Origin of the sequence: Collinsella aerofaciens, from assembly GCF_040910245.1 — a bacterium.
Lineage (GTDB): Bacteria > Actinomycetota > Coriobacteriia > Coriobacteriales > Coriobacteriaceae > Collinsella.
Window position 1 is genome coordinate 1 of record NZ_JBDGAY010000010.1, and the last position, 23,538, is coordinate 23,538.

21 protein-coding genes, 2 tRNA genes and 1 rRNA gene are annotated in these 23,538 nt (G+C 59.1%); 10 read left to right on the plus strand and 14 right to left on the minus strand.

The window, feature by feature from the left end; all coding sequences use genetic code 11:
• From AB5Z20_RS05015 to purB, 12 genes are all read right to left on the minus strand, one after another.
• Positions 1-75 (minus strand): 16S ribosomal RNA (locus tag AB5Z20_RS05015); the annotation flags it as partial.
• Between the two features lie 769 nt (positions 76-844).
• Positions 845-920: transfer RNA gene (locus AB5Z20_RS05020), tRNA-Lys, on the minus strand.
• A 28-nt stretch (positions 921-948) separates the two neighbouring features.
• Complete coding sequence (locus tag AB5Z20_RS05025) at positions 949-2,229, minus strand: aminopeptidase (RefSeq protein WP_368156525.1); 1,281 nt, start codon at positions 2,227-2,229, stop codon at positions 949-951.
• 89 nt (positions 2,230-2,318) lie between these two features.
• On the minus strand, positions 2,319-2,894 hold the full coding sequence (locus AB5Z20_RS05030) for a hypothetical protein (RefSeq protein ID WP_196031406.1): 576 nt from the start codon (positions 2,892-2,894) through the stop codon (positions 2,319-2,321).
• Positions 2,895-3,773 (minus strand): phosphoribosylaminoimidazolesuccinocarboxamide synthase, encoded by an 879-nt coding sequence (locus AB5Z20_RS05035; protein ID WP_368156577.1) that lies wholly within the window; start codon positions 3,771-3,773, stop codon positions 2,895-2,897.
• Between the two features lie 118 nt (positions 3,774-3,891).
• Complete coding sequence (locus AB5Z20_RS05040; protein ID WP_368156526.1) at positions 3,892-5,457, minus strand: sensor histidine kinase; 1,566 nt, start codon at positions 5,455-5,457, stop codon at positions 3,892-3,894.
• Between the two features lie 12 nt (positions 5,458-5,469).
• Positions 5,470-6,192 carry a response regulator transcription factor gene (locus AB5Z20_RS05045; protein ID WP_117735814.1) on the minus strand — a complete coding sequence of 241 codons (723 nt, stop codon included), beginning with the start codon at positions 6,190-6,192 and terminating at the stop codon, positions 5,470-5,472.
• 153 nt (positions 6,193-6,345) lie between these two features.
• Entirely contained in the window at positions 6,346-7,557 is a 1,212-nt protein-coding gene (locus AB5Z20_RS05050) for a hypothetical protein (protein WP_368156528.1), read from the minus strand.
• Positions 7,557-7,820 carry a TIGR03905 family TSCPD domain-containing protein gene (locus tag AB5Z20_RS05055; protein WP_349104435.1) on the minus strand — a complete coding sequence of 88 codons (264 nt, stop codon included), beginning with the start codon at positions 7,818-7,820 and terminating at the stop codon, positions 7,557-7,559. Before AB5Z20_RS05055 ends, AB5Z20_RS05050 begins: the two co-directional genes overlap by 1 nt.
• A gap of 113 nt (positions 7,821-7,933) precedes the next feature.
• On the minus strand, positions 7,934-9,733 hold the full coding sequence (locus tag AB5Z20_RS05060) for a GGDEF domain-containing protein (protein ID WP_368156529.1): 1,800 nt from the start codon (positions 9,731-9,733) through the stop codon (positions 7,934-7,936).
• Complete coding sequence (locus AB5Z20_RS05065) at positions 9,730-10,566, minus strand: substrate-binding periplasmic protein (RefSeq protein ID WP_368156530.1); 837 nt, start codon at positions 10,564-10,566, stop codon at positions 9,730-9,732. Before AB5Z20_RS05065 ends, AB5Z20_RS05060 begins: the two co-directional genes overlap by 4 nt.
• Positions 10,567-10,704: 138 nt before the next feature.
• Positions 10,705-12,051: an adenylosuccinate lyase gene (gene purB, locus AB5Z20_RS05070; protein WP_368156532.1), complete on the minus strand. Its 1,347-nt coding sequence runs from the start codon at positions 12,049-12,051 to the stop codon at positions 10,705-10,707.
• A 618-nt stretch (positions 12,052-12,669) separates the two neighbouring features.
• Between purB and AB5Z20_RS05075 the strand changes: the two genes are divergently transcribed.
• From AB5Z20_RS05075 to AB5Z20_RS05100, 6 genes are all read left to right on the plus strand, one after another.
• On the plus strand, positions 12,670-13,872 hold the full coding sequence (locus AB5Z20_RS05075) for a tyrosine-type recombinase/integrase (RefSeq protein WP_368135195.1): 1,203 nt from the start codon (positions 12,670-12,672) through the stop codon (positions 13,870-13,872).
• Entirely contained in the window at positions 13,872-14,423 is a 552-nt protein-coding gene (locus AB5Z20_RS05080; protein ID WP_368135196.1) for a hypothetical protein, read from the plus strand. Before AB5Z20_RS05075 ends, AB5Z20_RS05080 begins: the two co-directional genes overlap by 1 nt.
• 219 nt (positions 14,424-14,642) lie before the next feature.
• A complete protein-coding gene (locus tag AB5Z20_RS05085; RefSeq protein ID WP_117840649.1) occupies positions 14,643-14,867 on the plus strand; it encodes a helix-turn-helix domain-containing protein in 225 nt (74 codons plus the stop codon).
• Positions 14,868-15,127: 260 nt separating this feature from the next.
• The gene (locus AB5Z20_RS05090; RefSeq protein WP_368135209.1) at positions 15,128-15,295 is read left to right on the plus strand and encodes a helix-turn-helix domain-containing protein; all 168 of its coding nucleotides are present in this window, start codon (positions 15,128-15,130) and stop codon (positions 15,293-15,295) included.
• Positions 15,288-16,049: a hypothetical protein gene (locus tag AB5Z20_RS05095; RefSeq protein WP_368135197.1), complete on the plus strand. Its 762-nt coding sequence runs from the start codon at positions 15,288-15,290 to the stop codon at positions 16,047-16,049. Before AB5Z20_RS05090 ends, AB5Z20_RS05095 begins: the two co-directional genes overlap by 8 nt.
• 228 nt (positions 16,050-16,277) lie before the next feature.
• Positions 16,278-16,469 carry a hypothetical protein gene (locus AB5Z20_RS05100; RefSeq protein WP_195232638.1) on the plus strand — a complete coding sequence of 64 codons (192 nt, stop codon included), beginning with the start codon at positions 16,278-16,280 and terminating at the stop codon, positions 16,467-16,469.
• Between the two features lie 1,014 nt (positions 16,470-17,483).
• Here the strand turns inward: AB5Z20_RS05100 and AB5Z20_RS05105 are convergent.
• Positions 17,484-17,558 (minus strand) — tRNA-Gly (locus AB5Z20_RS05105).
• A gap of 120 nt (positions 17,559-17,678) precedes the next feature.
• Positions 17,679-18,434 carry an IclR family transcriptional regulator gene (locus AB5Z20_RS05110; RefSeq protein ID WP_368156533.1) on the minus strand — a complete coding sequence of 252 codons (756 nt, stop codon included), beginning with the start codon at positions 18,432-18,434 and terminating at the stop codon, positions 17,679-17,681.
• A 199-nt stretch (positions 18,435-18,633) separates the two neighbouring features.
• On the opposite strand from AB5Z20_RS05110, the gene AB5Z20_RS05115 reads away from it, so the two are divergent.
• The 4 genes from AB5Z20_RS05115 (at position 18,634) to AB5Z20_RS05130 (ending at position 23,312) form a co-directional block, all read left to right on the plus strand.
• On the plus strand, positions 18,634-20,160 hold the full coding sequence (locus AB5Z20_RS05115) for a UxaA family hydrolase (protein ID WP_368156535.1): 1,527 nt from the start codon (positions 18,634-18,636) through the stop codon (positions 20,158-20,160).
• A 39-nt stretch (positions 20,161-20,199) separates the two neighbouring features.
• A complete protein-coding gene (locus AB5Z20_RS05120) occupies positions 20,200-21,333 on the plus strand; it encodes a PTS transporter subunit EIIC (RefSeq protein WP_156599290.1) in 1,134 nt (377 codons plus the stop codon).
• A gap of 131 nt (positions 21,334-21,464) precedes the next feature.
• A complete protein-coding gene (locus AB5Z20_RS05125) occupies positions 21,465-22,376 on the plus strand; it encodes an amidohydrolase family protein (RefSeq protein ID WP_156599293.1) in 912 nt (303 codons plus the stop codon).
• A 57-nt stretch (positions 22,377-22,433) separates the two neighbouring features.
• Positions 22,434-23,312: a dihydrodipicolinate synthase family protein gene (locus AB5Z20_RS05130; RefSeq protein ID WP_368156536.1), complete on the plus strand. Its 879-nt coding sequence runs from the start codon at positions 22,434-22,436 to the stop codon at positions 23,310-23,312.
• Positions 23,313-23,538: the final 226 nt, after the last annotated feature.

The window sequence follows — 23,538 nt, forward strand, 5'->3', positions numbered from 1 at the left end:
TGGGTGCCGTTCGACTTGCATGTGTTAGGCGCGCCGCCAGCGTTCATCCTGAGCCAGGATCGAACTCTCCGTCCAAATATGTTGGGCTTCGAGCCCGTCCGGTCCTCTCAGTTCATCGCTGATCGGTTCCGTTCGATTCATATGGTTTTAGTATAGGAAAAGGAATTTCTCGGGGCCGCCTCTCGGCGGCCTTGCGAAAAACAAATCCAAGTTAGACCATTTCAAATGGTTCGATGTCTGCCCGGATGCGACACTCGGAAGTGTCCATCCTCGCAGTATCCGGTTCTCAAGGTGCACGCCTGCGCTGGTTCCCGGTCCGACCGGGCCGCGCGGCAAGGAGATATATTGCCAGACCGGAGGGCCCCCGCGGGCGGGAATCACGCACTCCATATTTTGTTCACAAATGAATAGAACCCTCAGTTGCTTCACTGAGGCCGTATTCGAAGCAGCAGCTTCTGATATTGGCGATGACCAGCTGGTTTATAGGTGTTAAGGCATCGGTCATCTCTGGAGCGCCACTTTACTCCAAAAGCATCAACCATTTGTTTCCCGTCGGTAAAAGGCAGGTTTTGTTCGCCAAGCGTTCTTATATATAGAGAAGTTCGGGTTCGAACCCGTGTCGCGGCAACAAAAAAGCGACCAACCGGAGTCGATCGCTTTCTTTTCTATGGTGGGCCGTCAGGGGTTCAGCCTGCTCCGCAGGCGGCCGCTGCGGCGCTTTCGCGCCTTGCGCGCTGCGCTGGCAAACGCTCACGCGTTTACTCAGCTCCGCGCCCTTTCGGGTTCGAACCCGTGCCGCGGCAACAAAAAAGCGACCAACCGGAGTCGATCGCTTTCTTTTCTATGGTGGGCCGTCAGGGGTTCGAACCCTGGACCTTGGGATTAAAAGTCCCCTGCTCTGCCAGCTGAGCTAACGGCCCGCGGGTGGCATTGTACCACGGTCTGGGACTATTCCCAACTCCATTGGCCGTTCTGGAAAATCACAACTTCACGTCCATCAGGTGTTATGCCCGTAATATCGATATCGTCCGTGCCAATCATAAAGTCGACATGCGTGCTCGAAACGTTAACGCCATGCTCCAAGAGCTCCTCCTTGGACATGTCATACCCACCCTCGATGCACTCAGGGAAGCCGACGCCTAGCGCAAGGTGGCAGCTAGCGTTCTCGTCATAGAGCGTGTCATAGAACAGAACGCCGCTTTCGCGGATCGGAGTGTTCTTGGAAATGAGCGCGACCTCACCCAGATGAGCGGCACCTTCATCGGTGTCAATAATGCTCGCAAGCGTCGCCTTGCCCATGCGGGCATCGTAGTCCACTACGCGGCCGGCCTCGAACTTAATCCAAAAATCGTCAACCTTGTTACCGTGGTGAATGAGCGGCATGGCCGAGTACACGATACCGTCGGCGCGCATGCGATCGGGCGAAGTGAAGACTTCTTCGGTGGGAATGTTGGGGAAGAAGGGGTGTCCATCGGGCGTCTTGCCCTTGCCGCCGGCCCACTCGTGACCTTTCGTCATGCCAATCCTCAGATCGGTTCCATTTGCCGCGGTGTAATGCAGGTAGTCGAAACGATTGTCGTTCAGGAAGCGCAAGTTCTTTTCGAACGCCGCGTCATGAAGCTCCCAATCGCTCTCCGGGTCCTGGCCATCGGCACGAGCGGTGTGCAGAATCGCATTCCACAGCTTATAGATTGCAACCTCATCGGCGTCTCCCGGGAACACCTCGCGCGCCCAAGCCACGACCGGAGCGCCGGCGATACACCACGGGTTGATGTTGTAGTCCAGTCCACGGCGGAAGACCTTGCACTGCGTGTTCCTTGCCTTAGAAGCTGCAGCGGGCTTGGCGGGATCGATACCCTTGAGAGCCGCAGGATCCGCACCCTCGATAAAGATAAAGCAGGCACCGTCCTGGGCCAGGGAATCCAGCTGCAGGCGCTTCCACTCGGGCGTCTGCTCAAAATAGCTTTTCTCGACATGCTCGTACGTGAGCCTCGTCACGGCATCATCGGCCCAAATGACCGTCACGTGGCCAGCGCCGGCGGCATAAGCCTCCGCAACCACCACGCGGGCAAAGGGCGCGCACTCGACCGGAGACTGAACGACGACCTCCTGGCCGGGTTTGACGTTTACGCCCTTGCGGACAACCAGGCGCGCATAGTTTTTAATCTTGGGCTCCAGGGCCTTCATGCCCTCCAGAGCTTCTTCGACCGTCAGGGCAGCTCGAATCATGTGCCACTCCATCTATCTATAGAACAGTAAAAAGGCGCGCCGCTAAAACGACGCGCCTTATATCTTAGCGATATGTATGAATACAAACGCTACTTCTTCTTGGAGTCCTTCTTGTCCTCCTCGGCAGCCGCGCGCTCGATAAGAGCGTTGAGCTTGTTCTCGGACATGCCCTCGGCCTGCGTGCGGTACATGTTGCGCAGGGGACGAATACGAACGAAGTCGTAGATAAAGTCACCCAGAATGATGACATAGGACAAAACGATGCCGACCATCTGGACGGGACTGGACACCGTGCCGCCGGGAGCGAAGTAGAGCGAAGCCCAAATTGCCACGACGAGTACCATGCCGATGGCGAGCACGGCCCACCAGATACGGCGGCGCTTGGTGTAGTCCTCATCCTGCTTAAGGAGGATATTCGACACCGTATAGATACGATCCTCGCGAGCACGCTGCTTGGCCTTGCGGGCGCGCTTCTCCTCCTTGGAAAGACCTTCCAGGTTTTCACCCTTCTCGAGCTCTTTGCGGCGTGCCTTAGACGAAGCCGGCACGACGCGAACGGAGCTCGCTGCCTGGCGGGCGGGTTTAGCAGATGCGGCGGACTTGCGCGCAACCCCGGTAACTTCGTGGGATTGCGTGCGCTTGTTCGTGGCGCTACGAGTACTCACTTATGCGTTCTCCTTCATGCTTGTGAACTGGGAGCCCGTGATGATCTGGAAGGCCTCGCGATAGCGCTCGGACGTGCCATCGATGACCTCGGCGGGCAGGTGCGGGGTCTCCCCCGTCATATCCCAGTTGGCTTTGAGCCAATTGCGGACGAATTGTTTGTCGTAGCTAGGCTGAATCTTGCCCTCCTCGTAGCTGGCGGCGGGCCAGAAACGGCTGGAGTCGGGCGTGAGGCACTCGTCGATCAGCGTAACCTTGCCATCGATGACACCAAACTCGAACTTGGTGTCGGCGATGATGATGCCACGGGTCGCGGCGTACTCGGCAGCGGCCTTGTAGATCTTGAGGGACAGGTCGCGAATCTGCATGGCGATGTCCTCACCCACGATCTCGCAGCAACGCTCGAACGAAATGTTCTCGTCGTGGTCGCCGATCTCGGCCTTCGTGGACGGCGTGAACAGCGGCTCGGGGAGCTTGGAGGCCTCGGTCAGACCCTCGGGCAGCTGAATGCCGCAGACGGTGCCGTTCTCGTCATAGGTCTTCTTGCCCGAACCGGTCAGATAACCGCGGACGATGCACTCGATAGGAATCGTCTGGGCCTTCTTGACCAGCATGGCGCGGCCTGCGAGGTAGTCACGATACTCGGCAAACTCCTCGGGGAAATCCGCCGGGTCGATGGAGACGAGGTGGTTGGGAACGATGTCGGCAAACTTATCGAACCAGAATGCCGAGATGCGGTTGAGAACCTCTCCCTTAAACGGAATCTCGTCGGGGAGAATAAAGTCGAACGCAGAAATGCGGTCGGTGGCGACCATCAGCAGGTTTTCGCCGGCATCATAGATATCACGAACCTTGCCACGGGAATCCGGACGACGCTCCATCGTTGTCACGTGAGTCACTCCTTACCTAAATACGACAGTAATGCGGGTTCTTCCCCGCACGTTCTCGCAAACTCGGAGCGGCAGGGACGAAACCCCTCCTTCACCGAATAGCGAAAAGCTAGTGCTCCATTGTAGTAGATGCCGCGTCCGCCGTGTGCTCGCGAGGCAGATGAATCGTAAAAGTCGTACCCTTTCCAAGCTCCGACTCCACGGATATGTAGCCGTGATGACGCTCGACAATCTGCTTGGTCACGGCGAGGCCCACGCCCAGGCCACCCGCCTCGCGGGCGCGACTGGCGTCGGCACGCCAAAAACGACCGAAGATGCGCGACAAATCATCCTTGGCGATACCGATGCCCGTATCCGAAACCGCGATATCGACGTGCTTGCGGTCGCTGAGCACCGACACCACGACCCAACCCCCCTCGGGGGTATAGCGCATGGCGTTACTCAAGAGGTTGATGACGCATTGCGTGATCATGTCGGGATCTGCCTCGACAACGTCATCGTGACCCTGCGTCTCATCTGCAAAGCGTAAACGCAGGTCACGGTCGGCAAACAGGCGCTCCTGGCCGTTCACAATCGATCGCACGAACGGAACCATGTCCACCGGCTCCAGGTTGAGCGGCGCGGTGCTGTTTTCCATGCGCGACAGGTCGAGCATCTGCTGCACCAGACGGGCCAGACGACGCGTCTCGGATGCGACCGTTTCCAGGTGTTCGTCGTCGGTGGGATACACACCGTCTTGCATGGCTTCGACCGTCGCAAGCATGGCCATGAGCGGCGTGCGCAGCTCGTGGGCAACATCAGAGGTCAGGCGCTTCTCGTGCTTCATATCCTTTTCGAGTGAGGTGGCCATCTCGTCGAAGGTCTCGCCCAGCTGATCGATCTCATCATCGCCGCGCAAGCCCGTACGAGCGGACAGGTCTCCATCGCGAATCTGCTTGGCGGTGCTGGTAATACGATGAATCGGCTTGGTGAGCATGCGCGACATGAGCGCTCCGATAACGACCGAGATGCAGACGGCCACAACCGCGGCAAGGGCCATGGCGTTAAAGGTCTTCTCTCTGAATGCCGAGTCTGCCCTGGTGAGCAGGGCATCGGAGCCAACCGCCCACAATTTGACCTGACCCACGTGCTCGCCGGAGGACGTCACGATCTCAACGTTGGCAACACTATTGGAATCGGTGGGAGCAGACGAGACTGGGCTGTGCGATGCCCTCTTTCCGCTCGCATCGTCGGTCGTCGCCTGATTTTCGCGTACATCGGCAGTAGCGCTTGCCGAGGGCCACGAGTCGTCGTAGACGATGACGCCCTTTTTATTGACGACCTGCATACCAAGATCGTCGGACACCAAACTCGATGTCGCGACCGTACGCAGCTCCCCCGCAGTCCAAGAACCGTTTTCCTCATATGACGTTGCCAACTTTTCGGCAGCGGAATTGGCGATTTCGACAATATTGGAGCGCGTGTAATCCGTAAAAACCGTGCCCCATACAACGGAGACTACGCCCACCAGCACCAATACCGTCATGAGCGATGTCAGGGCAAAAGCCAGGGCCATGCGCGAGGGATAGCTCATCGTTGGCCGTGAATCGGAACGAGGCGTGTTCCAACTAGCCTTGGAACCCGCCTCGTTCTCCTGCTTATGCTTTTGCCCGATTTCAAAGCGCGCAGGTGTCATATGTGATTTCCCTTATTTCTCGTCCGACTTATCGGTCTTGGTCGGAGCCTCGAAGCGGTAGCCGACACCGTGGACGGTGTAGAGCCACTTGGGCTTCTTGGGGTCGTCGCCCAGCTTGGCGCGAAGGTTCTTCACGTGGCTGTCGATGGTGCGCTCGTAACCCTCAAAGTCGTAGCCGAGCACCTTCTCGACCAGCTCCATGCGGTTGTAGACGCGGCCGGGGTGACGGGCAAGCGTGGTGAGCAGCTTGAACTCGGAAGCCGTCAGGTCGACCTCCTTGCCCTCGACCAAAATCTTGTGGCCCGAGATGTCAATGACCAAATCGCCAAAGTCGAGCACCTCGACGGCCGGCTCATCGGCCTGGTGGGCACGGCGGAACAAGGCGCGCACGCGCGCGACAAGCTCGCGCGGCGAGAACGGCTTGATCAGGTAGTCGTCGGCACCGAGCTCGAGGCCGATAATACGATCCTCAATCTCGCCCTTGGCCGTCAGCATAATGATGGGGACATCCGAGGTGTCGCGAATGGTGCGGCAAACGCGCTCGCCGGGAATCTTAGGAAGCATGAGGTCGAGCACGACCAGGTCGAACTGATGCTTCTCGAACTCCTCGATAGCGGACTGGCCGTCGCCCACGCCCACAACCCAATAGCCCTCGCGCTCGAGATAGGCAGCGACAGCGTCACGGATTGCCTTCTCATCCTCGACCAGCAGAATCTTTTTTGCATCTGAAGCCATAACACGGCCCCCCTGTCTCAATTAGCTAAGAACAAGCTCATTTTAACGCACCTGAGCCCACCGGGTATCGCATGGGCGCGATAGCTCGGCGGGCGGTACTCATAGTCACAACGCGCTTATTCCCCTGTCGAGCCCTTTTTAACCCCTCGGAGACTAAAGAGAGAACAAGCGAGCGGTAACCGTCTCGGGAATTCCCTGGCTGTTACGCACCGTTGCGTACGTTAAGAACGAGTTCGATTTACCCGCCGTAGCAGGATAATCGCCATACTCCAAGGCTCGGTCGGGCGACAGAAGCGAGCCGTAGGTCTTGGCCGAAGTGTCAATCAAAAAATGCGACGCCTGAACTTTAACCAGGTATTTGTTTTTCCTTCCCGCAGCGCACGCGAGCGGCTCACGCGAAAGGAAGAGGTACGGCCCACCCTCGTTACCGATATAGGTGCCCATATTGCCCAGGCCACCCACACCGCTATACGCCGCCTCAATGGAGAACACGAAGGTGTCGCCCATATACACGGCCTCAAAAGGCGAAACCGATGAAGGAAGCACCAGCTGAGCTCGCTTCGTGTTGTTGCCGTCAGTCAGGTCGATCGCCGTCATGCCGTAATAGACGCCCTCATCATTGTGCACGCGGGGCGAGATGGTCAGGATGCCGTCGCTCACACGCGGGGCGGATGCGAAACGGCCCGTTGACTTCCAAATAGTCTCAGGCTTGGACTCACTGGGCGACTGACGGTAGCAGTACGAATCGTTGCTCGTCTTGGTGCCGCTGGACGAAGGCATCTTATACCAGATGACCGACGACCCATACGCTGTGAAGAGCGGCGGATCGTAGTTTTCGCCACCGCGGTCGAGCTCGACAGCGTTGCCGGTGAGGGAAGAGCCCGCAAGGTTTTGCGCATAGAGTTTCCAAGACGCATTGGCAAAGTTCATCTCGACCCACGCGAACACGCCATCACCCGCGCGAACGTCGTAAAACGCATAACCGGTTCCCTCAATGGGATCCTCGATAAGTGTGGTAAGCGAGCCATCGCCCAGGTTGAGCACACCAAGCGTATTGGCATGCAGGGCAGAAGCAGGTGCCATCATCGCGGCAGCGTAGTCTCCATCGCAGTAGTACAGCAGCGTGCCCAGCGGCAGCGTCCACGAGGCCGCGGGCTCAAGATCGATATCGACAGCTTCGTACTCATCAGTGATCGAGACAATCTTCGAATCGTCCTTGATAACCTGCGGCTCGCCAGCGGCATCATCACTCGTGCCCGTTTTTTTCGAACAACCGGCCAGTACGGCAGCAGCACCGGTAGCGGCGCCACCGAGTACAAAGCCGCGACGCGATATTCCGTTCTTGATGTGATCAGCGATGCCCATTAGGCGATCTCGGCGCGAGCGGCCTCGATGGCGCGCGTAAGCTGATCGGCGCAAGAGGTCTTTTTCATACCGCAGGTATTACCGGCGAGAACCTCGATTACGCGATCGGCGGGAGCGCCCTCGACCAGCCTGGAGATGGCCTTGAGGTTGCCATCGCAGCCGCCGGTAAACTCGACGCCCAGCACCTTGCTGCCATCGTCAGAGAGATTGAGGTGAATATTGCGAGCGCATACGCCCTGCGGCTTGTAGTCAAAACTAATCATTGAGATCCCCTCTCAGAAAGAAATTTCAGACGTCTATTATCCCCGCCTGGGCCGACTTATTATCGCAAGCACCGATTCAACATCCTACGATGCTTGGACTGGTGGGGGCAAGATTAGCAGTCCGCACCCTGTGCGTGGACCATGCGCTTATCCCGATACATATTGTGGTCGGCGACACGATATACATCGGCCAGCGTATTTCCAGCCGTCTCGACGGTCGCCACGCCAATCGATGCGCTGACCGTCAGGTCCTCATCGCTTACCGCGGCCAGACCAAGACGAAGATCCTGTTCCAGCCCGAGCGCAGACTCATTGTCAGTATGGGGACAAACCAGCAAAAACTCGTCGCCGCCAACGCGCATCGGCAGGTAATCCGCGCCAGCCACCCGCCGCAGCACGGACGCCGTCCGTCGCAGCAGCTCATCCCCCATCTCGTGACCATAGATGTCGTTGGTCCGCTTGAGATAATTGCAGTCCACCATAATCACGCTCACTGGCAAGCCCTCGTTTACCAGGCTATCTCCGCGCGATTCAAGATAGTTGCGGTTGCGAAGCCCCGTCAGTTTATCTTGGTATGACAGCTCCTCGGCATGCTTGATCATCGATATATTGTGCGTCGCCACGACGACCGACTCCAGCCGGCCTTGCTCATCGCGATGCTGGGGGACAACCTGTAGCGAGTACCAAGCGCCTCGACAATCTCGCACCTCGGCAGCCAAGTAGGGTACGCCCTCCATACGTTCACGAAGAGTCTTCATATCTACGAGTCCCACAACCGCTTCGCGGCTTTCGGGGCTCACGATATCCCGGCAGACCGTGTCCATAAAGTCATATGCCTCGTTGTGCTCGGCAAATATCTTCGCTATCGCCGGTGACATATTGATTCCCTCGATCTCGAGGGTGTCGAGATGCAAAAGGAAGGTCGAATCGTAGATGGCGCTTATGGCATTGATAATGCCGAGCTGTTTATCCTTTTCGACCAAATTGCGGTGGTCAACGATATTTCGAGCCAACAGTACCACGACCCAAAACGCAAGGCACACCAAGACGCCGGCGGCGACAAATGAAATCCTGTCAGACATGACCTCAGATTTGGGATATAGCGCAAACAGGCGGTAGTCCTTATATGCCGCACGCACGGCATATAAGGTGGTCCCCCGATATTCGATACGTGTTACGCCCTCGTCTTTCCAGTCAATTCCGCTATCGGCGAGAAGCCGGGCAAGGGTTATATCGACGGTCGAATCGTTTGAGGAAACGATTTGCGCATCGCGCATCACAAGCACTGTTGGACTCTGATGGAACGTGTTGTTCACAAGGACGTCGGCGATTGTGTACGAATAGTCATCGGCGGGCTCAGCCGCAAGGGATCGATACCCCAACGCCACCCCATCACCGTATGGAACGGCACTCACGGCAAAGTCGACACCGCGGCGCTCGACAGCGGTCGAGTAGGAAACTTTGGACCCTCGATACATCGATGCGATCGACGAACAGGCCAGCTCCTCTCGCCACAGCATGAGTGGATCGCGGCCGTCGATATCGTAATGGGCGACCATATGACCATCGGCGTCCATGACCAACATTCCCGAAAGGCTCTCGGTATGGACATATTCCTCGACCAGATCGTCGTTGACTTCAAATCGATCAGGCGGCAAGAACGTCGCAAACGACTCGAGCGCCGCATCCAAATTGTGCGTCGCCTCGGTTTTTCTTCCCTGTTCATATCGGTCATATTTTTCGCAGGCATTTTTTAAAAACACCATGGTTTCCTGGCCGAACCCAAGCGTTTTATCAAGGCAGCGATGCGTGCCAACCATATAGAGCAGACTCAGTAGGGCAACGCTGGCCACGATGCCGATGCCCGCTGCGGCTAAACTCTTTCGGCGAAAGCGGCGCTCGTCATTTGTCATGATTCCGCTCCTTGCCCGCCTGTCGTCGCTCCCGCCTTGTAATTGTCCACAATGTGCTCTATCGTGCCGTCTCGATCCATGTCGGACAGTGCGGTATCGAGGTTTTTGACGTACTCCCCCTCATAGCTATCATCAAACGCGACGCCCAGGTCAACCGTCATAACGTTGTCGGCGAACACACGATAAACGCCAGGATACTGGGCAACGAGTCGATCAAGCGACTGAACGTCCGCCATCCAACAGTCAACATACCCTTTGGCGAGGGCGGCCTTGCAGAGTTCGGCAGAACCATACGATTTGATTTGCACGTCCGGCGAGATTTCCAGATCCCCTGCGAGCAATCGGCGTTCGCTCACCGAGCCCGCAATCACCGCAATGGTCTTGCTTCCATCGAGATGCGCCAAGGACGTGATGCCACTCGTTTTCTTGGCGGCGACCGAAACCGTCAGGGTCAAATACGGCTCAGTCCAGTAATACTTATCCTCGCGATAACAGGGAGAATAGTCGCACCACAGGCAATCGATATCGCTGTTTTTGAGTAGGCGATCACGGTCATTCCAAGATATGTCGATAAATTGCGGCTTGATCCCCGCGCGCTTGCAGGCCTCGCGGGCGATGTCGATATCGATACCGGCGTAATCGCCCGTGGTATCGACATACACATAGGGGTCGTTATCCGTAACGCCGATTTTGAGTACCGGGAGGTCTTTGTCGGCTTCATTCGGGGAGGAAGAACTGCTTCGAACGGTATACGTCAGGGCGGCCACACAGGCGGCGACAAGGAGCATGAGCGTAAACGAGACGATGGCGGCTCGCTTGATACGTCCGGGCACACGCCTCCCTTCATCGAAACAGCAGTCGGATTTCATTTTATACCCGGGGCTGATGCGGCGATAAAAAAGCGCCTCACCCAAGATGGGCAAGGCGCCAAAGGTTGAAATGCATCCGCAAGCGGTCGAATTAGGTTAGCCCTACTCGAAGTTCAGCTGCTCCAGGCGGTCGAAGACCGTGTCGATGCGGGTGAGGAAGTCCCACGGATCAAAGATCTCGTCGAGTTTTTCCTGGCTAACGGTGCAGCGCGGATCGGCCTCGAGACGCTCCTTAAAGGTGGGGCCGGAGACACAATCCTGCACCTCGTGCCAGGTAGCCATGGCATTTTCCTGCACGATCGCATAGGCGTCCTCGCGGGTGATGCCCGTGTCGACAAGGGCAAGCAGGACCTTGGAGGAGAAGATGAGGCCGCGGGTCTTGTTGAGGTTGGCCATCATGCGAGCCGGATACAGCTGCAGGCCGTCGATAACGCGGATGAGGCATTGGAACATGTGGTCGAGCGCGATGAAGCTATCGGCCTGGGCGACACGCTCGGCGGAAGAGTGCGAAATGTCGCGCTCGTGCCACAGGGCAACGTTGTCAAAGGCAACCTGCGCGTTGGACTTCACGACGCGCGACAGGCCGCAGACCTTCTCCATGGTGATGGGGTTGCGTTTGTGCGGCATGGCGGAACTGCCCTTTTGGCCCTTGCGGAAGGGCTCCTCGGCCTCGAGCGTATCGGTCTTCTGCAGGTTGCGGACCTCGGTCGCGATGCGCTCGCAGGTGGCCGCTGTAGTGGCAAGCACGCCGGCAAGGTAGGCGTGGTGATCGCGGCTGATGACCTGCGTGGACAGCGGATCGTGGACCAGGCCCAAGTGCTCGCAGACGTACTCCTCGACGAACGGCTCGATGGAGCTGTAGGTGCCGACGGCACCGGAGATGGCACCGAAGGCAACGTTCTTGCGAGCGTCCTCAAGACGATCGAGATCGCGCTTGAGCTCCCATGCCCAAGAGCCAAACTTCATACCGAAGGTCATCGGCTCGGCATGGATGCCATGGGTGCGGCCGGCGCAGAGTGTATTGCGCTCCTCGAAGGCGCGACGCTTGCAGATCTCGCCGAGTTTCTTGACGTCCTCGATGATTAGGTCGCAGGCCTGGGTGAGCTGGTAGCACAGAGCCGTATCGCCCAGGTCGGAGCTGGTCATACCGTAGTGAACCCAGCGGCTAGGCTTGGGGTCGCCCTCGGGAACATCGGCGTCGATGTACTCCTTCATGTTGGTCAGGAAGGCGATGACATCGTGGCGCGTGACCTCCTCGATCTCGTCAACCTTCGCCTTCTCAAAGTTGGCGTGGTCGCGAATCCACTGGGCCTCTTCTTTGGAAATACCGATCTTGCCGAGCTCCGCCTGAGCCTCGCAGGCTAGGACCTCAATCTCCTGCCAAATGGCGTACTTGTTCTCGAGGGAGAAGATGTGTCCCATCTCCGGGCGGGTATAGCGATCGATCATAGCGGCTCCTTTTTGGCTATTGGCACGTTGGTCGTAACCCAACCATTGTACCGTGCGCGGGTGCGAGTAACGATAACGGGCATTAACCTAACATTTTGTAGCATAGAGCGGCCATGAGGGCGTCCGCGTATTTACGAAGCAAATTCGCACCGGCTGCGGGCGAGCCCCTCGGCCTCACGAAGCCGCGGAGGAAGACTTTGTTGAATTGGCCGTCCCGAGGTCTTCCGCGCTCGGTGGAGCGGGCAACGGGACGTCCGCGTATTTGCTTCGCAAATCCGCACCGGCTGCAGTCGCCTATCGGCGACCTTGCCTGCTCGCTATAAACGCTTCGCGTTTATTTAACGCTCGCACCCTGTCGGGTTCGAGTCCCGGCGCTTTATTGAAAAAAGCACGGCACCGTAATGGTGCCGTGCTTGTGCTTTTAACTGGAGCGGGCAACGGGACTCGAACCCGCGAGTGTCAGCTTGGGAATCCTGCACACAAGTGTTCAAAGAGATAAAAAGCGTTGCTAACGTTGCAGGTAAAACGCACGTTATGTGCCATAATGTGCAACGTAGACCAAAGAGATACACGCTATTTGATCTACATTTGGTCTACGTTTTGGTCTACGGAGCACGCATGGAGTACACGCACTACATAGCCGCGAACCTCGAAAGCAGGGGCGGGAAATACCGCGCGGCGCTGAAATACATCGACGAGGACGGCGCGAGGAGGAAAACGACCAAGGCCCTCAAGGCCACCGGGAAACGCGCGGCCCAGAAAGAGCTTGAGGAGTGGCGCGCGGCCATGGAGGCCGAGTGGAACCAGAGGCAGCGCGAGGGCGCGGCGTTGGCGGTTCTGGGGTTCGACCCGGAGACGGTACTCACCGTGGCCGCCTACGTTCGCCGCTATATCGACGGCAAGCGCCCGAGCATCGACCCGTCAACGTTCAACGAGTACGGGCGTCTGCTCGACAACATCATTTCCCCGCTGCTCGGGGAGGTGGCGCTTTCCGATCTCAACCCGGACATGGTGAGGGCGTGGGTTGCCAAGATGGGCGAGACGTACGCCCCCGGCACGATGAAAAAGGCGCTCACGCTGCTACGGTCTGCGTGCAATCAGGCCGTCGATACCGATTTGTTGGGCAAAGACCCGACCCGAGGCGTAAAGCCGCCCAAGGCCGGACGCCCGCGCCCCAACTCGCTTACCGCCGAGGGCGTGCGAACCGTGCGCGAGGTACTCAGGGTGGCGGGCATGACCCCGGCTATGCTCGGGGTGAAAATCGCCCTATACACGGGCATGAGGGAGGGCGAGATATGCGGCCTCCGGTGGGCGAACGTCGATACTGATAGCGGCGTGCTCAAGGTGGAGGACAGCATAGGCCGCGACGGGACGAGGTTCTACGCCAAAGACCCCAAGAACGACGGCAGCGCCCGCGCGGTGTATTTCGGCTCAGAGCTTGCCGCCGATCTCGTGGCCCGGCGCGAGGAGATGGAGGCCGCTTGCCTCGCTGCGGGCGTGCCCTTCACCGGGGCGCTCTACGTGCTCGGGGACATCCGCGGCGGTTTCATGCGCCCCAACACGATTTGGCAGAGGTGGCGCAACCTTGCCGAGGCACTGGAGCTGAAAGGGACGAGAGGAACCCGCCCGACGTTCCACGACCTGCGGCACACGTTCGCAACCATGGCCGTAGCCGCCCACGTGGACATTAAGGCAATCTCGGCGTCTATGGGGCACTCGAACGCCGCCATGACGCTCAACATCTACGCCGACGCGACAGCCGAGGGCAAGCAACGCGCGGCCCAGACCATGCAAGCCGTTTTGTCGAGCGGTGAAGCGTGATGGACGCCGAATATATCGAGCATCAGGATAAGCACGGTAAAACGAGGGCAATTTCCCTAAACGTCGAGGCCGTCGAAAGGCTCAATGAGGGGGCGTGGCGCTTCGGCGTCCCTCCGTTCTCAACGTTCCTCGACGGCGGGCGCGGTATCGTGGAGCTACTCAAGAGATTCGACATTCCCCGGAAAGAGCTAGCCGCCGAGTTACAGGTATCACGGGCGACGGTTACGAACTGGACAAGACGCGACGATCTCGAACCGCACAGAGCTCTGTGTGTGCTTAGGGCCGTTTCGGAGATACTGCGCAGGCGAGGGGCCGCTGACCCTGACGCAGATATTGCGCGCTACGTTGCGCCGAAAATGGCTCCACCTCCGTACATAGACGTTGCGAAAACGAAACGCAGGTTTGCGTCCGAGGCGCTTAACCGGTTGACTGACCCACAGGTCGATATTCTGTTAGAGGTTATGCGCGGGCTGATGTTTTGCAATGGCGAAACAGAGGAGGCAAACGAACTTGCCAGAGCCATCGCGGCGCTAGAGGCAACGCAGAAATGAAAATCTTTTCAATCCGCCCGACACGTTTTCTGGAGTCACTAAATCGCATTGACATAGTGCCAGCACGGATAGACCGATAATTTAACAGCACGTCGAGAAACAGGCGCTCTACTGAACAATCGCAGGTAGAGCGCCTATTTTATGTTTCGTTGCAGCATAGCTATAACCGTTATAGAGCGCTCAAGAAGATAGCAACCGAACCATTGGAGGGATATACCCATGTGCACTCAGGAACATCTCGACGAACTCAGGAAAGCCGCGAACGAGGGCCGCTATTCCGATATTCCCAACCCGCTCACGGCACCGGAGGCGGCAGCTATCGCCCGTCGCTCGCGCGTGACTATCGCCCGCGCCTGCCAAAGCGGACAGCTCAAAGCCTCGAACACGGGCACCCGCTGGAACGTCAACCGTGACAGCCTGCTCGCATACGCGGGCCTCATCTAGGGCGCGGCGCATGAGGCCGATTAGGACGGCGCTCGGGGCCGCGAGGCGCGCGGCGAACGCCGACGTTCCGGGAATGACCGGGCGGCAGATGGGCGAGGAGATAGACCGCCTCACGGCCCGTCTAGCCGCCAAGGGATACAGACAGCCCTACCGCGCTTGGGCGCGGGGCCGTATCGAGGCCATCGGGCGCGAGATAGCGAGACGAAAGCGAGGGGGCGGCGGCAGTGTGGAACGAGGATATTAGGCCCGTGCCCGTGAACATGGGGAGGCTCATAACGTCGGCTCAGGCGGGCGCGGTGCTCGATCTCAGCGAGAGGGACGTTCGCCGCCTCATCCGGCAAGGGGCGCTCGACGAGGTGCGCATAGGGCGGCGCGTCTACGTAACCCGCAAGTCGGCACTCGCACTCGTGGGGGTGGACGATGGATAGCGAAAAGCGGGCAGAGTACCGCCGAGAGGTCGAGCGGCGGGCGGCGGCGCTCAGGCGCATGAGGAAGGACCGGGGCATTGCGAGCGGCAAGCCTCCGTGCGCATACGACAAGATTCAACTGCGGGACTACCTCGCGTCGCTCAGGATAGAGGACGAGGGCGAGCGGTGCGCCTACCTTGCCGCGCTCATCGACTATTGGTTCACGGGCGTGTGCCCCGATCATCTGGACGGCGTGCCCCGCGCCTATTTCGACGCAAACGCCGACCGCCTCAGCGACGCCCGCGAGGACTCGTGGCGAAAGGCCAACATGCTGCGGGACATAGACCTCACCGGGTGGCTGGAGGGCGGGAACGGCAACGTTCCCCCAGCTGGAGAGGGGGTATCACACCCCGTGTCAGACCCCGTGTCAGACGGGGTGTGCGAACAGCATAGCTATAAACTACTACCTACTAGCTATGACCTATCCGCTACTAGCCATGGGCCTATAAGCCCAATGGCTAGTAGCGAGGAGGCTACCGACTATGAGCGAGGCCCCGGCGTTTTCGAGACGGGCGAGACGTTCTTTCATGCCCCGTGCCCCGTATGCCATGAGGCGGTGAAGGCATGGATAGACGGCAGCGGGCTAATCGTTTCGAGCTGCGGCAGGCACGGCATGAAAACCGTCGGCCTGCCACCATCAGGTCTGGAGGCCGTGAGGGAGAACGGTCGAAGCTCATACGTGCTCAGGGAAAGCGGGGAGCATGGGGAAGGCTAGGGCGCTATCCATGCCGAATGGGTGCCCGATGCCCTCAGTCGTTCCCGGTGGAGCGCCGCGCACGCCCTCAAAGAGATCGAGGAGGCGGAAGCCGAGGCAGCGGGAAAGCGCAAGCACCGCTAATCAGGAACCGCTTGATGTCCTGCGGAAATACCTGCTTGATGTCCTGCGGAAATACCTACCTGAATCAACTAAAATATTCGAAGAGATGCTTGAGGAGCTGATTTGATGGAAAGCCAGGTTAAGCAGGAGAAGCTAGCAAAAGCCCGTATCGAGAAGGCCAAACCCGTCTTTATTGAGATGTTCGGCTATGAGCCTATGTTCTACGGGCACGTTTGCGAATATGCCGACCTTCTGGAAGAGTCCATCTCGTCCGGTGAGCCTAAGCTTATGGAGCATGACCCTAGCATCTTCCTTTAGCCCATCAATCGGCTAATCGGTCTAACCGCTTGCCTAGTTCAGCCCCGCCACGGCGGGGCTTTTTTATGCCGGGGCGAACCCGCGAGGCGGGGCCGGGGGCGTGGCGTGTGCAGGGTTTCGGCGTTTCGCCGGGACATGCGGGGCGAGGCCGACGAGGGCGCGGCGTCGGCGCAACATGGGGAGCGCCGGGACGGAACGGAGAGACGAGGAGGAGACATGACGACTCGATTTATCGGGGGCATGATCGCCGAGGGCCTGCCGGAGATAGCGGGCGCGGTACCCGCTGCGGGGGGGGGTTGTCGTGGAGGTGGACACGGCGCTAGAGCCGGAGCGTGGCGATTTGGTGGCGTGCTCGACCGCCGACGATTGCCCCTCAGCGCCCCAGATTGCCCGTATTCGGCGCGTTGACGCCGAGGCGGGGACCGTTGGAGGTGCAGCCGTTGGACACGGCCCTAGAGGCCGCCACGGTGGCCCGGGACGCCAAGCCGGAGGACGGGCTTACCGTTGACGGCGTGATAGTTGCCGCCTACGTCCCCGTCTACGTGAGGGGCCGGGGCGGGGAACATTGGCTCAGGGCCTAGCGCCCGAGGTGGCGGCCCCGTCGCCGGGGCGGTATCGGGGCGCGGTCTCCGTAGACCAAAACCGCGCTCGTTCCAAGCCGATACCGCGCCGAGGGCGGGGCCGTTCAACCTGAAGTTTCTGAAGCCCCTAAAAAGGCGCTCAATTTGAACTATCTGAACAACTAAAAAGGGCCGTATCCCGGTATCAGGGGTACGGCCCCGCTGCTTTAACGTCAACTATGTCAACAACTAAAAAAGGGCGGGGAGGGGCACACGGGCCGATCAGCCCCAACTTGCCCAAGCCCTAAAAAGGGGCCGGAGGAGACGCGGGCGGCGTCGGGGCGAAAAACGGTTTCACCGGAGTTTGGTCTACATTTGGTCTATTTCCGTGGTCTACGGAGCCGGAAAAGAGAAACAGGCCAAGCGCTCTAAGCTCTTGACCTGCTGTTTTACGTGGAGCGGGCAACGGGACTCGAACCCGCGAGTGTCAGCTTGGGAAGCTGATGCCTTACCACTTGGCGATGCCCGCAATTGCGCATTGGGATAAATTAAATGCTTGGATAGTATATACCGAGCATTTCAAGGGGGCAATATGAATGCGGCGTGTTATCACTATGCAATCGCGCACCGCGCACTGCGGCACAAAAGCCTACGAAACGCGCTCCAACTGGTCCCTTGCATCAGAAAGCGCATGTTCTACCCCGTTTTGCGCCTCAGTATCAAAACGATACGCAGGGACCGAAACGCTTAAACCATAGAGACGCCCGCCTTTTTCTATGGGAACGGCGATGCACTCAACCCCTTCTGCCATCTCCTGATGATCATATGCAAAACCACACCTTCGGACCTCCTCGAGCTGCCGCATCAGGTCATCTATGTGTTTTACCGCATGCCCAGTCGTTTTCTCGAATGGGAAAGGAAGCAGCGAGCGAACCGACTCCTCATCCCATCGAGATAGAATCGCCTTTCCAATCGCCGTGCAGTGCGCAGGAAGGGTCTTACCGATTTCCGATGAAAGACGGATGTGCTGGGGGGAATCAACGCGCGAAATATAGAGGACACGACCGTGGTCGAGCACACCGAGCTGACAGGTCTCTCCGCACGATGCGACAACCTTTCGCATGGCTGTCTCAAAAGAGGACAATCCCCCACTCTCACGATCGAATGCCTTGCCCAGCAGATACGTCTTAAGCCCAATCGAATACCTACCGGTAGTCTCGTCATAACTAACGTAATCTGAATCGGCCATGGTGTGCAAAATCGAGAAGAGACTGCTTTTTGGAGCGCCGACAATGCGGCATATCTCCGCCATGGTAAGTCCGCTCTTTGTAGCCGAAAGGGCCTCAAAGATTGATAGAACCCGCAAGGTAGAGCGGTGGCCAGCAGGATTATATCGCGAGGACATGGCAACTCTCCCTGTTCATTAACGCCCAAACTTTCCCCGTAAGTATAGCGGCATGCCCCTTCAAGCAACCGTTCACCGGCCAACCAAAACCATTCGCGGCGGGACCGTGTGAGATCTTCAGCATTTCATATATATTGTTCCGTATAACGAATAACGTTCGTAAATACGAACGTTATTCAAATGGACATAGGGAGGAAACATGTCAGACGCTGTAAGCCAAGGCCAAAACGCCGTTGTCATCGATCAGAGGGACAACGTCGCCGTCGCCACCTACCAACTGGAGGCGGGCGCCGAGGCCCGCTATCCCATGCCGGACGGCACGCTGGCGAGCGTTACCGTGACCGACGACATCCCGCTGTTCCACAAGATTGCCCTCGTGGACATCCCCAAGGGTGAGAAGATCGTCAAGTATGGCGAGTTCATCGGTGTGGCCACCACGGACATCAAGCGCGGACAGCATGTTCATACGCACAACTGCGCCAGCTCCGACGACCTGAAGGACTCCGTCGTCACCGACACCGACTCCGTCGCCTCCAAGACCTCCTCGTCCGCGGAGGGCACACGCACCTTCATGGGCTACCGTCGCCCGGACGGTCGCGTCGGCATCCGCAACCACGTCCTGATCCTTCCCACGAGCATCTGTGCCTCCGACACCACGGAGAGGATCGCGAACGCGGTTGAGGGCTGCGTCTCCTTCCACAACCAGAATGGCTGTTCGCAGGTCGACTGCGACCAGAAGGTGACTATTGCTGCCTTGGCAGGCTACGCTGCAAACCCGAACATCTATGGCGTCGTTTGCGTCTCCCTGGGCTGCGAGGGCTGCCAGAACGACATCGTGGTCGACGCGATTCGCGAGCGCACCAACAAGCCCGTCGAGACCCTGGTCATCCAAAAGGTCGGCGGCTCCATCAGGGCAATCGAGGAGGGCACGCGCCTTGCACGCAAGATGGTCGCCGAGGCGGACCGGTGCGTCCGTGAGCCCACTGACATCTCCGAGCTCATCTTCGGCACCAACTGCGGCGGCTCCGACCCCTCGAGCGGCCTTGGCTCCAATCCGCTGATCGGCGAGGTCTCCGACTGGCTCGTCAACCATGGTGCCACCTCCGTGCTGTGCGAGACGCCCGAGCTCTTTGGCGCCGAACACATCCTCGCCCGCCGCGCGAAGGACAAGCAGGTTTCGGACGACATCCTCAAGATCGTCTACGACTACGAGAAGTACGTCCAGATGTTTGGCGCCGAGATGCGAGAGGGCAACCCCAGCCCTGGAAATATGGCTGGCGGACTCACGACCCTCGAGGAGAAGTCTCTCGGCTGCGTGCACAAGGGAGGCCACAGCCCCCTCAACGCCGTCTATCCGTACGCGGCGCAGCTCAATCCGCACGAGGGCCTCGTCGTGATGGACACCCCCGGCAACGACCCCTCCAGCGTGGGCGGCATCATCGCCGGCGGCTGCCAGCTCGTGGTCTTCTCGACCGGTCTTGGCACCCCTACCGGAAACGCCATCGCGCCCGTGTATCGCCTGACTGCCAACAAGCGCACCTACGAGGCCATGAGGGATAACACCGACCTCGACGCGAGCCCGACGATCTACGGCCCCGAGTCCATGGAGGAGATGCGCGACAGGATGCTCGACGACATCATCGCCGTCTGCAACGGCCGCAAGGTCTGCGCCGAGGCCCTTGGCTATACCGAGACCGCCCTTCCGCACATCTGCAACTATATGTAGGCCAGCGTCTGACAGGACGCTTCAGAAAGGAGAGAAACCGTGACAACCACGCAAGCCCCAGAAAAGACGCCCAACGCGTTCCAACGCGGCGTCAACGCGGTCATCGACCTGCTGTCTTCGTTCTTCCTCCCGATCATCAACCTGCTCGTCTCCGTCGGCATCCTCAAGGGCATCCTGACGCTTCTGCAGGTCTCGGGCATGGTCACCGACGACTCGACCACGTATGCGATCCTCAACGCGATGGCCGACTCGCTGTTCTACTTCATCCCGGTGTTTCTTGCTTACACCTCGTCAAAGCGCTTCGATGTTGACACGGTGACCGCCGTCCTTCTCGGCTGCATCCTGGTGTATCCGTCCATCACCACCATCATGGCGGCGGACGCGCCCGTCTACCTGTTTGGCCTCGAGCTCTCGAAGGCGACGTACTCCAGCTCCGTCATCCCCATCCTTCTTGCCATCTACTGCGCGAGCTGGGTCCAGAAGGCCTGCTACAAGATCATCCCCGAGACCTTCCGCGGCCTGTTCACGCCGCCTATCACGATCATCGTTATCGTCCCGCTCACCCTGGCCGTCTTCGGCCCCCTCGGCACCATCGTGGGCGGTTGGCTCGCGCAGGGCTACGAGGCCGTCTACAACCTCTCGCCGCTCGTCGCCGGCGCGCTGATCGGCGCGTTCCAGCCGTTCCTCGTCATCCTCGGCCTGCACTGGGCCCTGTTCCCCATTGCCATGAACAACGTCGCGGTCTACGGCTTCGACACCATCATGGCCCTGTTCGGCGGCGCGATCTTCGCCCAGGGCGGTGCCGCGCTCGCCGTCGCCCTCAAGACCAAGAACAAGAAGTTCCGCTCCCAGGCGATCTCCGCCTCGCTCACCACGCTGCTGGGCATCACCGAGCCCGCGATGTACGGCGTGAACCTGCGCCTCAAGAAGCCCATGGTCTGCGCATGCGTCGCCGGCGGCATTGGCTCCGCCGTGGCAGGCCTGTTCGGTTGCGCCGGCACCGCCTTCGCTTTGCCCGCGCTCACCACGCTGCCCGTCTTCATGAGCCGCGCGTTCGTTCCCTTCTGCATCTCGCTGGCGCTCGCCTTTGGCCTCGCCTTCCTGTTCACGCTCTTCGTCCCGATCGACGACGTGACCGAGGAGGAGATGGAGGCCGAGGAGCAGTCCGCCTAGCGTCCGGATTGCAAGGCCACTCTATGTCCCGCGTCTGCGGGTTCGACTGGAGGTGGTGCCCACCTGGCAGCAAAGCGTATCCGTCACTGACCATATATCCATTAGACATTGTTTGACGTAAGGAGAACAAAATGAAGAAGATCGACGCACACGCCCACGTCTTTGACCACATCGGCTCCATGGGCAAGGCCGGAGAGCTGCGCCCCCTGGGCAACGGCAACTGTCGCTGGGCCACCGGCGAAGAGTTCCGTATCATCCCCGAGGGCAAGGGAGACAAGGAGTACCTCGTTGAGACCTTCATGGACGTCATGGACGAAAACGACGTCGAGAAGGCCATCCTGCTGCAGGGCGTCCTGTACGGCCTGCAGAACGAGTACGCCATGGAATGCGCCGAGAAGTACCCTGACCGCTTCAAAGCCGCGGTCATGCTCGACCCCTTCTGCCGCTGCGCCCAGCAGATCCTCGAGCACTTCATCAACGATCTGCACGCCCACGTCTTCAAGTTCGAGGTCTCTGTGGGCGGCGGCCTTTCCGGCTACCACCGTGATTTCGCGGTCGACGGCCCCGAGATGACGGTCCTCATCGACAGGATCGCCCAGGTCGAGGACGCCACTCTGGTGCTCGACATCGGCAGCCCCAACCAGTCCAGCTGCCAGCCCGAGGCCGTATATCGCCTGGCCAAGAAGTACCCCGGCCTGCACATTGTCGTCTGCCACCTGCTCGCCCCGTCCCTTGAGGACGGCGACGTCCTCAAGTGCGCGCTTCCGTACCTCGCCCACGATAACGTCTGGGTCGATCTCTCCGCGCTGCCCTGGAACGTCGCTCCCGAGGCCTACCCGTATCCCACCGCGCTCGAGTACATCGCGATGGCGAAGGACGTCCTGGGCGCCGACAAGATCATCTGGGGCACCGACTCCCCCTGTGTCCTCACCAAGTTCGACTACAAGGACCTCTATAGCTTCATCGAGGACTCCGACGTCTTCACCGACGCCGAGAAGCAGGGTGTCTTCTACGATAACGCCGTCAAGGCCTACTACCTCTAGGTCCTTCTCGGCAGTGCAGGGATTCGTGGGGGTGTGACCCCGGAAAGCGAGTGACACATGTTTGAGGGAGTCTTCTGCCCCTCCATCACCATCACCGACGATGATGGAAAGATCGATAACGAGCTGTGGGGCAGGCACCTGGACCACCTGGCCGACGCGGGCATCAACGGCGTGCTGCTGTTTGGCAGCATCGGCGAGTTCTACAGCGTGAGCCTCGAGGACAAGAAGTCGGTCATCGACTTTGCCGTCGAGCGGGTCGCCGGCCGCATGAAGGTCTTCGTCGGCGTGGGTGACACCACCTACGACAACGTCCTCGAACTCACGCGCTATTCCCAGAAGGCCGGTGCCGACGCAGTCCTGGCGGTCTCGCCGTACTACTTCGGGCCCACCGACGACGCTGCCGAAAAGTACTTTGGTGGCATCGCAGACGCCACCGACCTGCCCGTCGTGCTATACAACTTTCCGGCGCGCACCGGCACCGACCTGTCGCCCGAGCTCGTGGCCAGGCTCGCCGCCGCCCATCCGAATATCTGCGGCATCAAGGACACGGTCGACACCATCAGCCACACGCGCAAGGTCATCCGCGCCGTCCGCAAGGTCAACCCCGAGTTCTCGGTCCTTTCCGGCTTCGACGAGTACTACCTGGTCAACCGCGCGAGCGGCGGCAACGGCGTTCTGTGTGGCCTCACCAACGTGGAGCCCGAGCTCTTTGTGAGGCTGCACGGCGCCTACCAGGCAGGCGACTTCGCGACCGCCATCGAGTGCGCCAAGCGCATCTCGTCGCTCATGGCCGTCTACGACGCCTGCGATTTGTTTGTATCTGCCATCAAAGTAGCGGTCAATATAAAGGGTCTTCCAATCTCGACCGCGATCTTTGATCCCGCCATACAGGCCAGCGATGACCAAAAGGCAACAATCGAACAGCTCCTGTCATAGACTTGTATTTGGATCGATGTGAGATTACCGTCTTCACATCGATCCAAATATCTTTTTTCTTGTTTAATATATGAATTTATTTCCATAAGTTCATAAATATATGGAGACAAGGACCCGTGGGGGTTCTTTTTCATTTATTTCTACCTGCGCTTTTATCTGATTGTTGTATTTGAGCTCGATTTGTCAGAAATCGGGCAAGCTTTTGGTCAGCTTCTGGTACTTACCC

Bases quoted from the DNA above. Each gene is read 5' to 3' on its own strand.
- AB5Z20_RS05080 (WP_368135196.1), top strand. From the start codon at position 13,872: ATGGACGCCGAATATATCGAGCATCAGGATAAGCACGGTAAAACGAGG.
- AB5Z20_RS05100 (WP_195232638.1), top strand. From the start codon at position 16,278: ATGGAAAGCCAGGTTAAGCAGGAGAAGCTAGCAAAAGCCCGTATCGAG.
- AB5Z20_RS05125 (WP_156599293.1), top strand. From the start codon at position 21,465: ATGAAGAAGATCGACGCACACGCCCACGTCTTTGACCACATCGGCTCC.
- AB5Z20_RS05085 (WP_117840649.1), top strand. From the start codon at position 14,643: ATGTGCACTCAGGAACATCTCGACGAACTCAGGAAAGCCGCGAACGAG.
- AB5Z20_RS05130 (WP_368156536.1), top strand. From the start codon at position 22,434: ATGTTTGAGGGAGTCTTCTGCCCCTCCATCACCATCACCGACGATGAT.
- AB5Z20_RS05040 (WP_368156526.1), bottom strand. From the start codon at position 5,457: ATGACACCTGCGCGCTTTGAAATCGGGCAAAAGCATAAGCAGGAGAAC.
- purB (WP_368156532.1), bottom strand. From the start codon at position 12,051: ATGATCGATCGCTATACCCGCCCGGAGATGGGACACATCTTCTCCCTC.
- AB5Z20_RS05090 (WP_368135209.1), top strand. From the start codon at position 15,128: ATGGGGAGGCTCATAACGTCGGCTCAGGCGGGCGCGGTGCTCGATCTC.
- AB5Z20_RS05035 (WP_368156577.1), bottom strand. From the start codon at position 3,773: ATGGAGCGTCGTCCGGATTCCCGTGGCAAGGTTCGTGATATCTATGAT.
- AB5Z20_RS05050 (WP_368156528.1), bottom strand. From the start codon at position 7,557: ATGGGCATCGCTGATCACATCAAGAACGGAATATCGCGTCGCGGCTTT.
- AB5Z20_RS05075 (WP_368135195.1), top strand. From the start codon at position 12,670: ATGGAGTACACGCACTACATAGCCGCGAACCTCGAAAGCAGGGGCGGG.
- AB5Z20_RS05055 (WP_349104435.1), bottom strand. From the start codon at position 7,820: ATGATTAGTTTTGACTACAAGCCGCAGGGCGTATGCGCTCGCAATATT.
- AB5Z20_RS05110 (WP_368156533.1), bottom strand. From the start codon at position 18,434: ATGTCCTCGCGATATAATCCTGCTGGCCACCGCTCTACCTTGCGGGTT.
- AB5Z20_RS05025 (WP_368156525.1), bottom strand. From the start codon at position 2,229: ATGATTCGAGCTGCCCTGACGGTCGAAGAAGCTCTGGAGGGCATGAAG.
- AB5Z20_RS05060 (WP_368156529.1), bottom strand. From the start codon at position 9,733: ATGACAAATGACGAGCGCCGCTTTCGCCGAAAGAGTTTAGCCGCAGCG.
- AB5Z20_RS05095 (WP_368135197.1), top strand. From the start codon at position 15,288: ATGGATAGCGAAAAGCGGGCAGAGTACCGCCGAGAGGTCGAGCGGCGG.
- AB5Z20_RS05045 (WP_117735814.1), bottom strand. From the start codon at position 6,192: ATGGCTTCAGATGCAAAAAAGATTCTGCTGGTCGAGGATGAGAAGGCA.
- AB5Z20_RS05115 (WP_368156535.1), top strand. From the start codon at position 18,634: ATGTCAGACGCTGTAAGCCAAGGCCAAAACGCCGTTGTCATCGATCAG.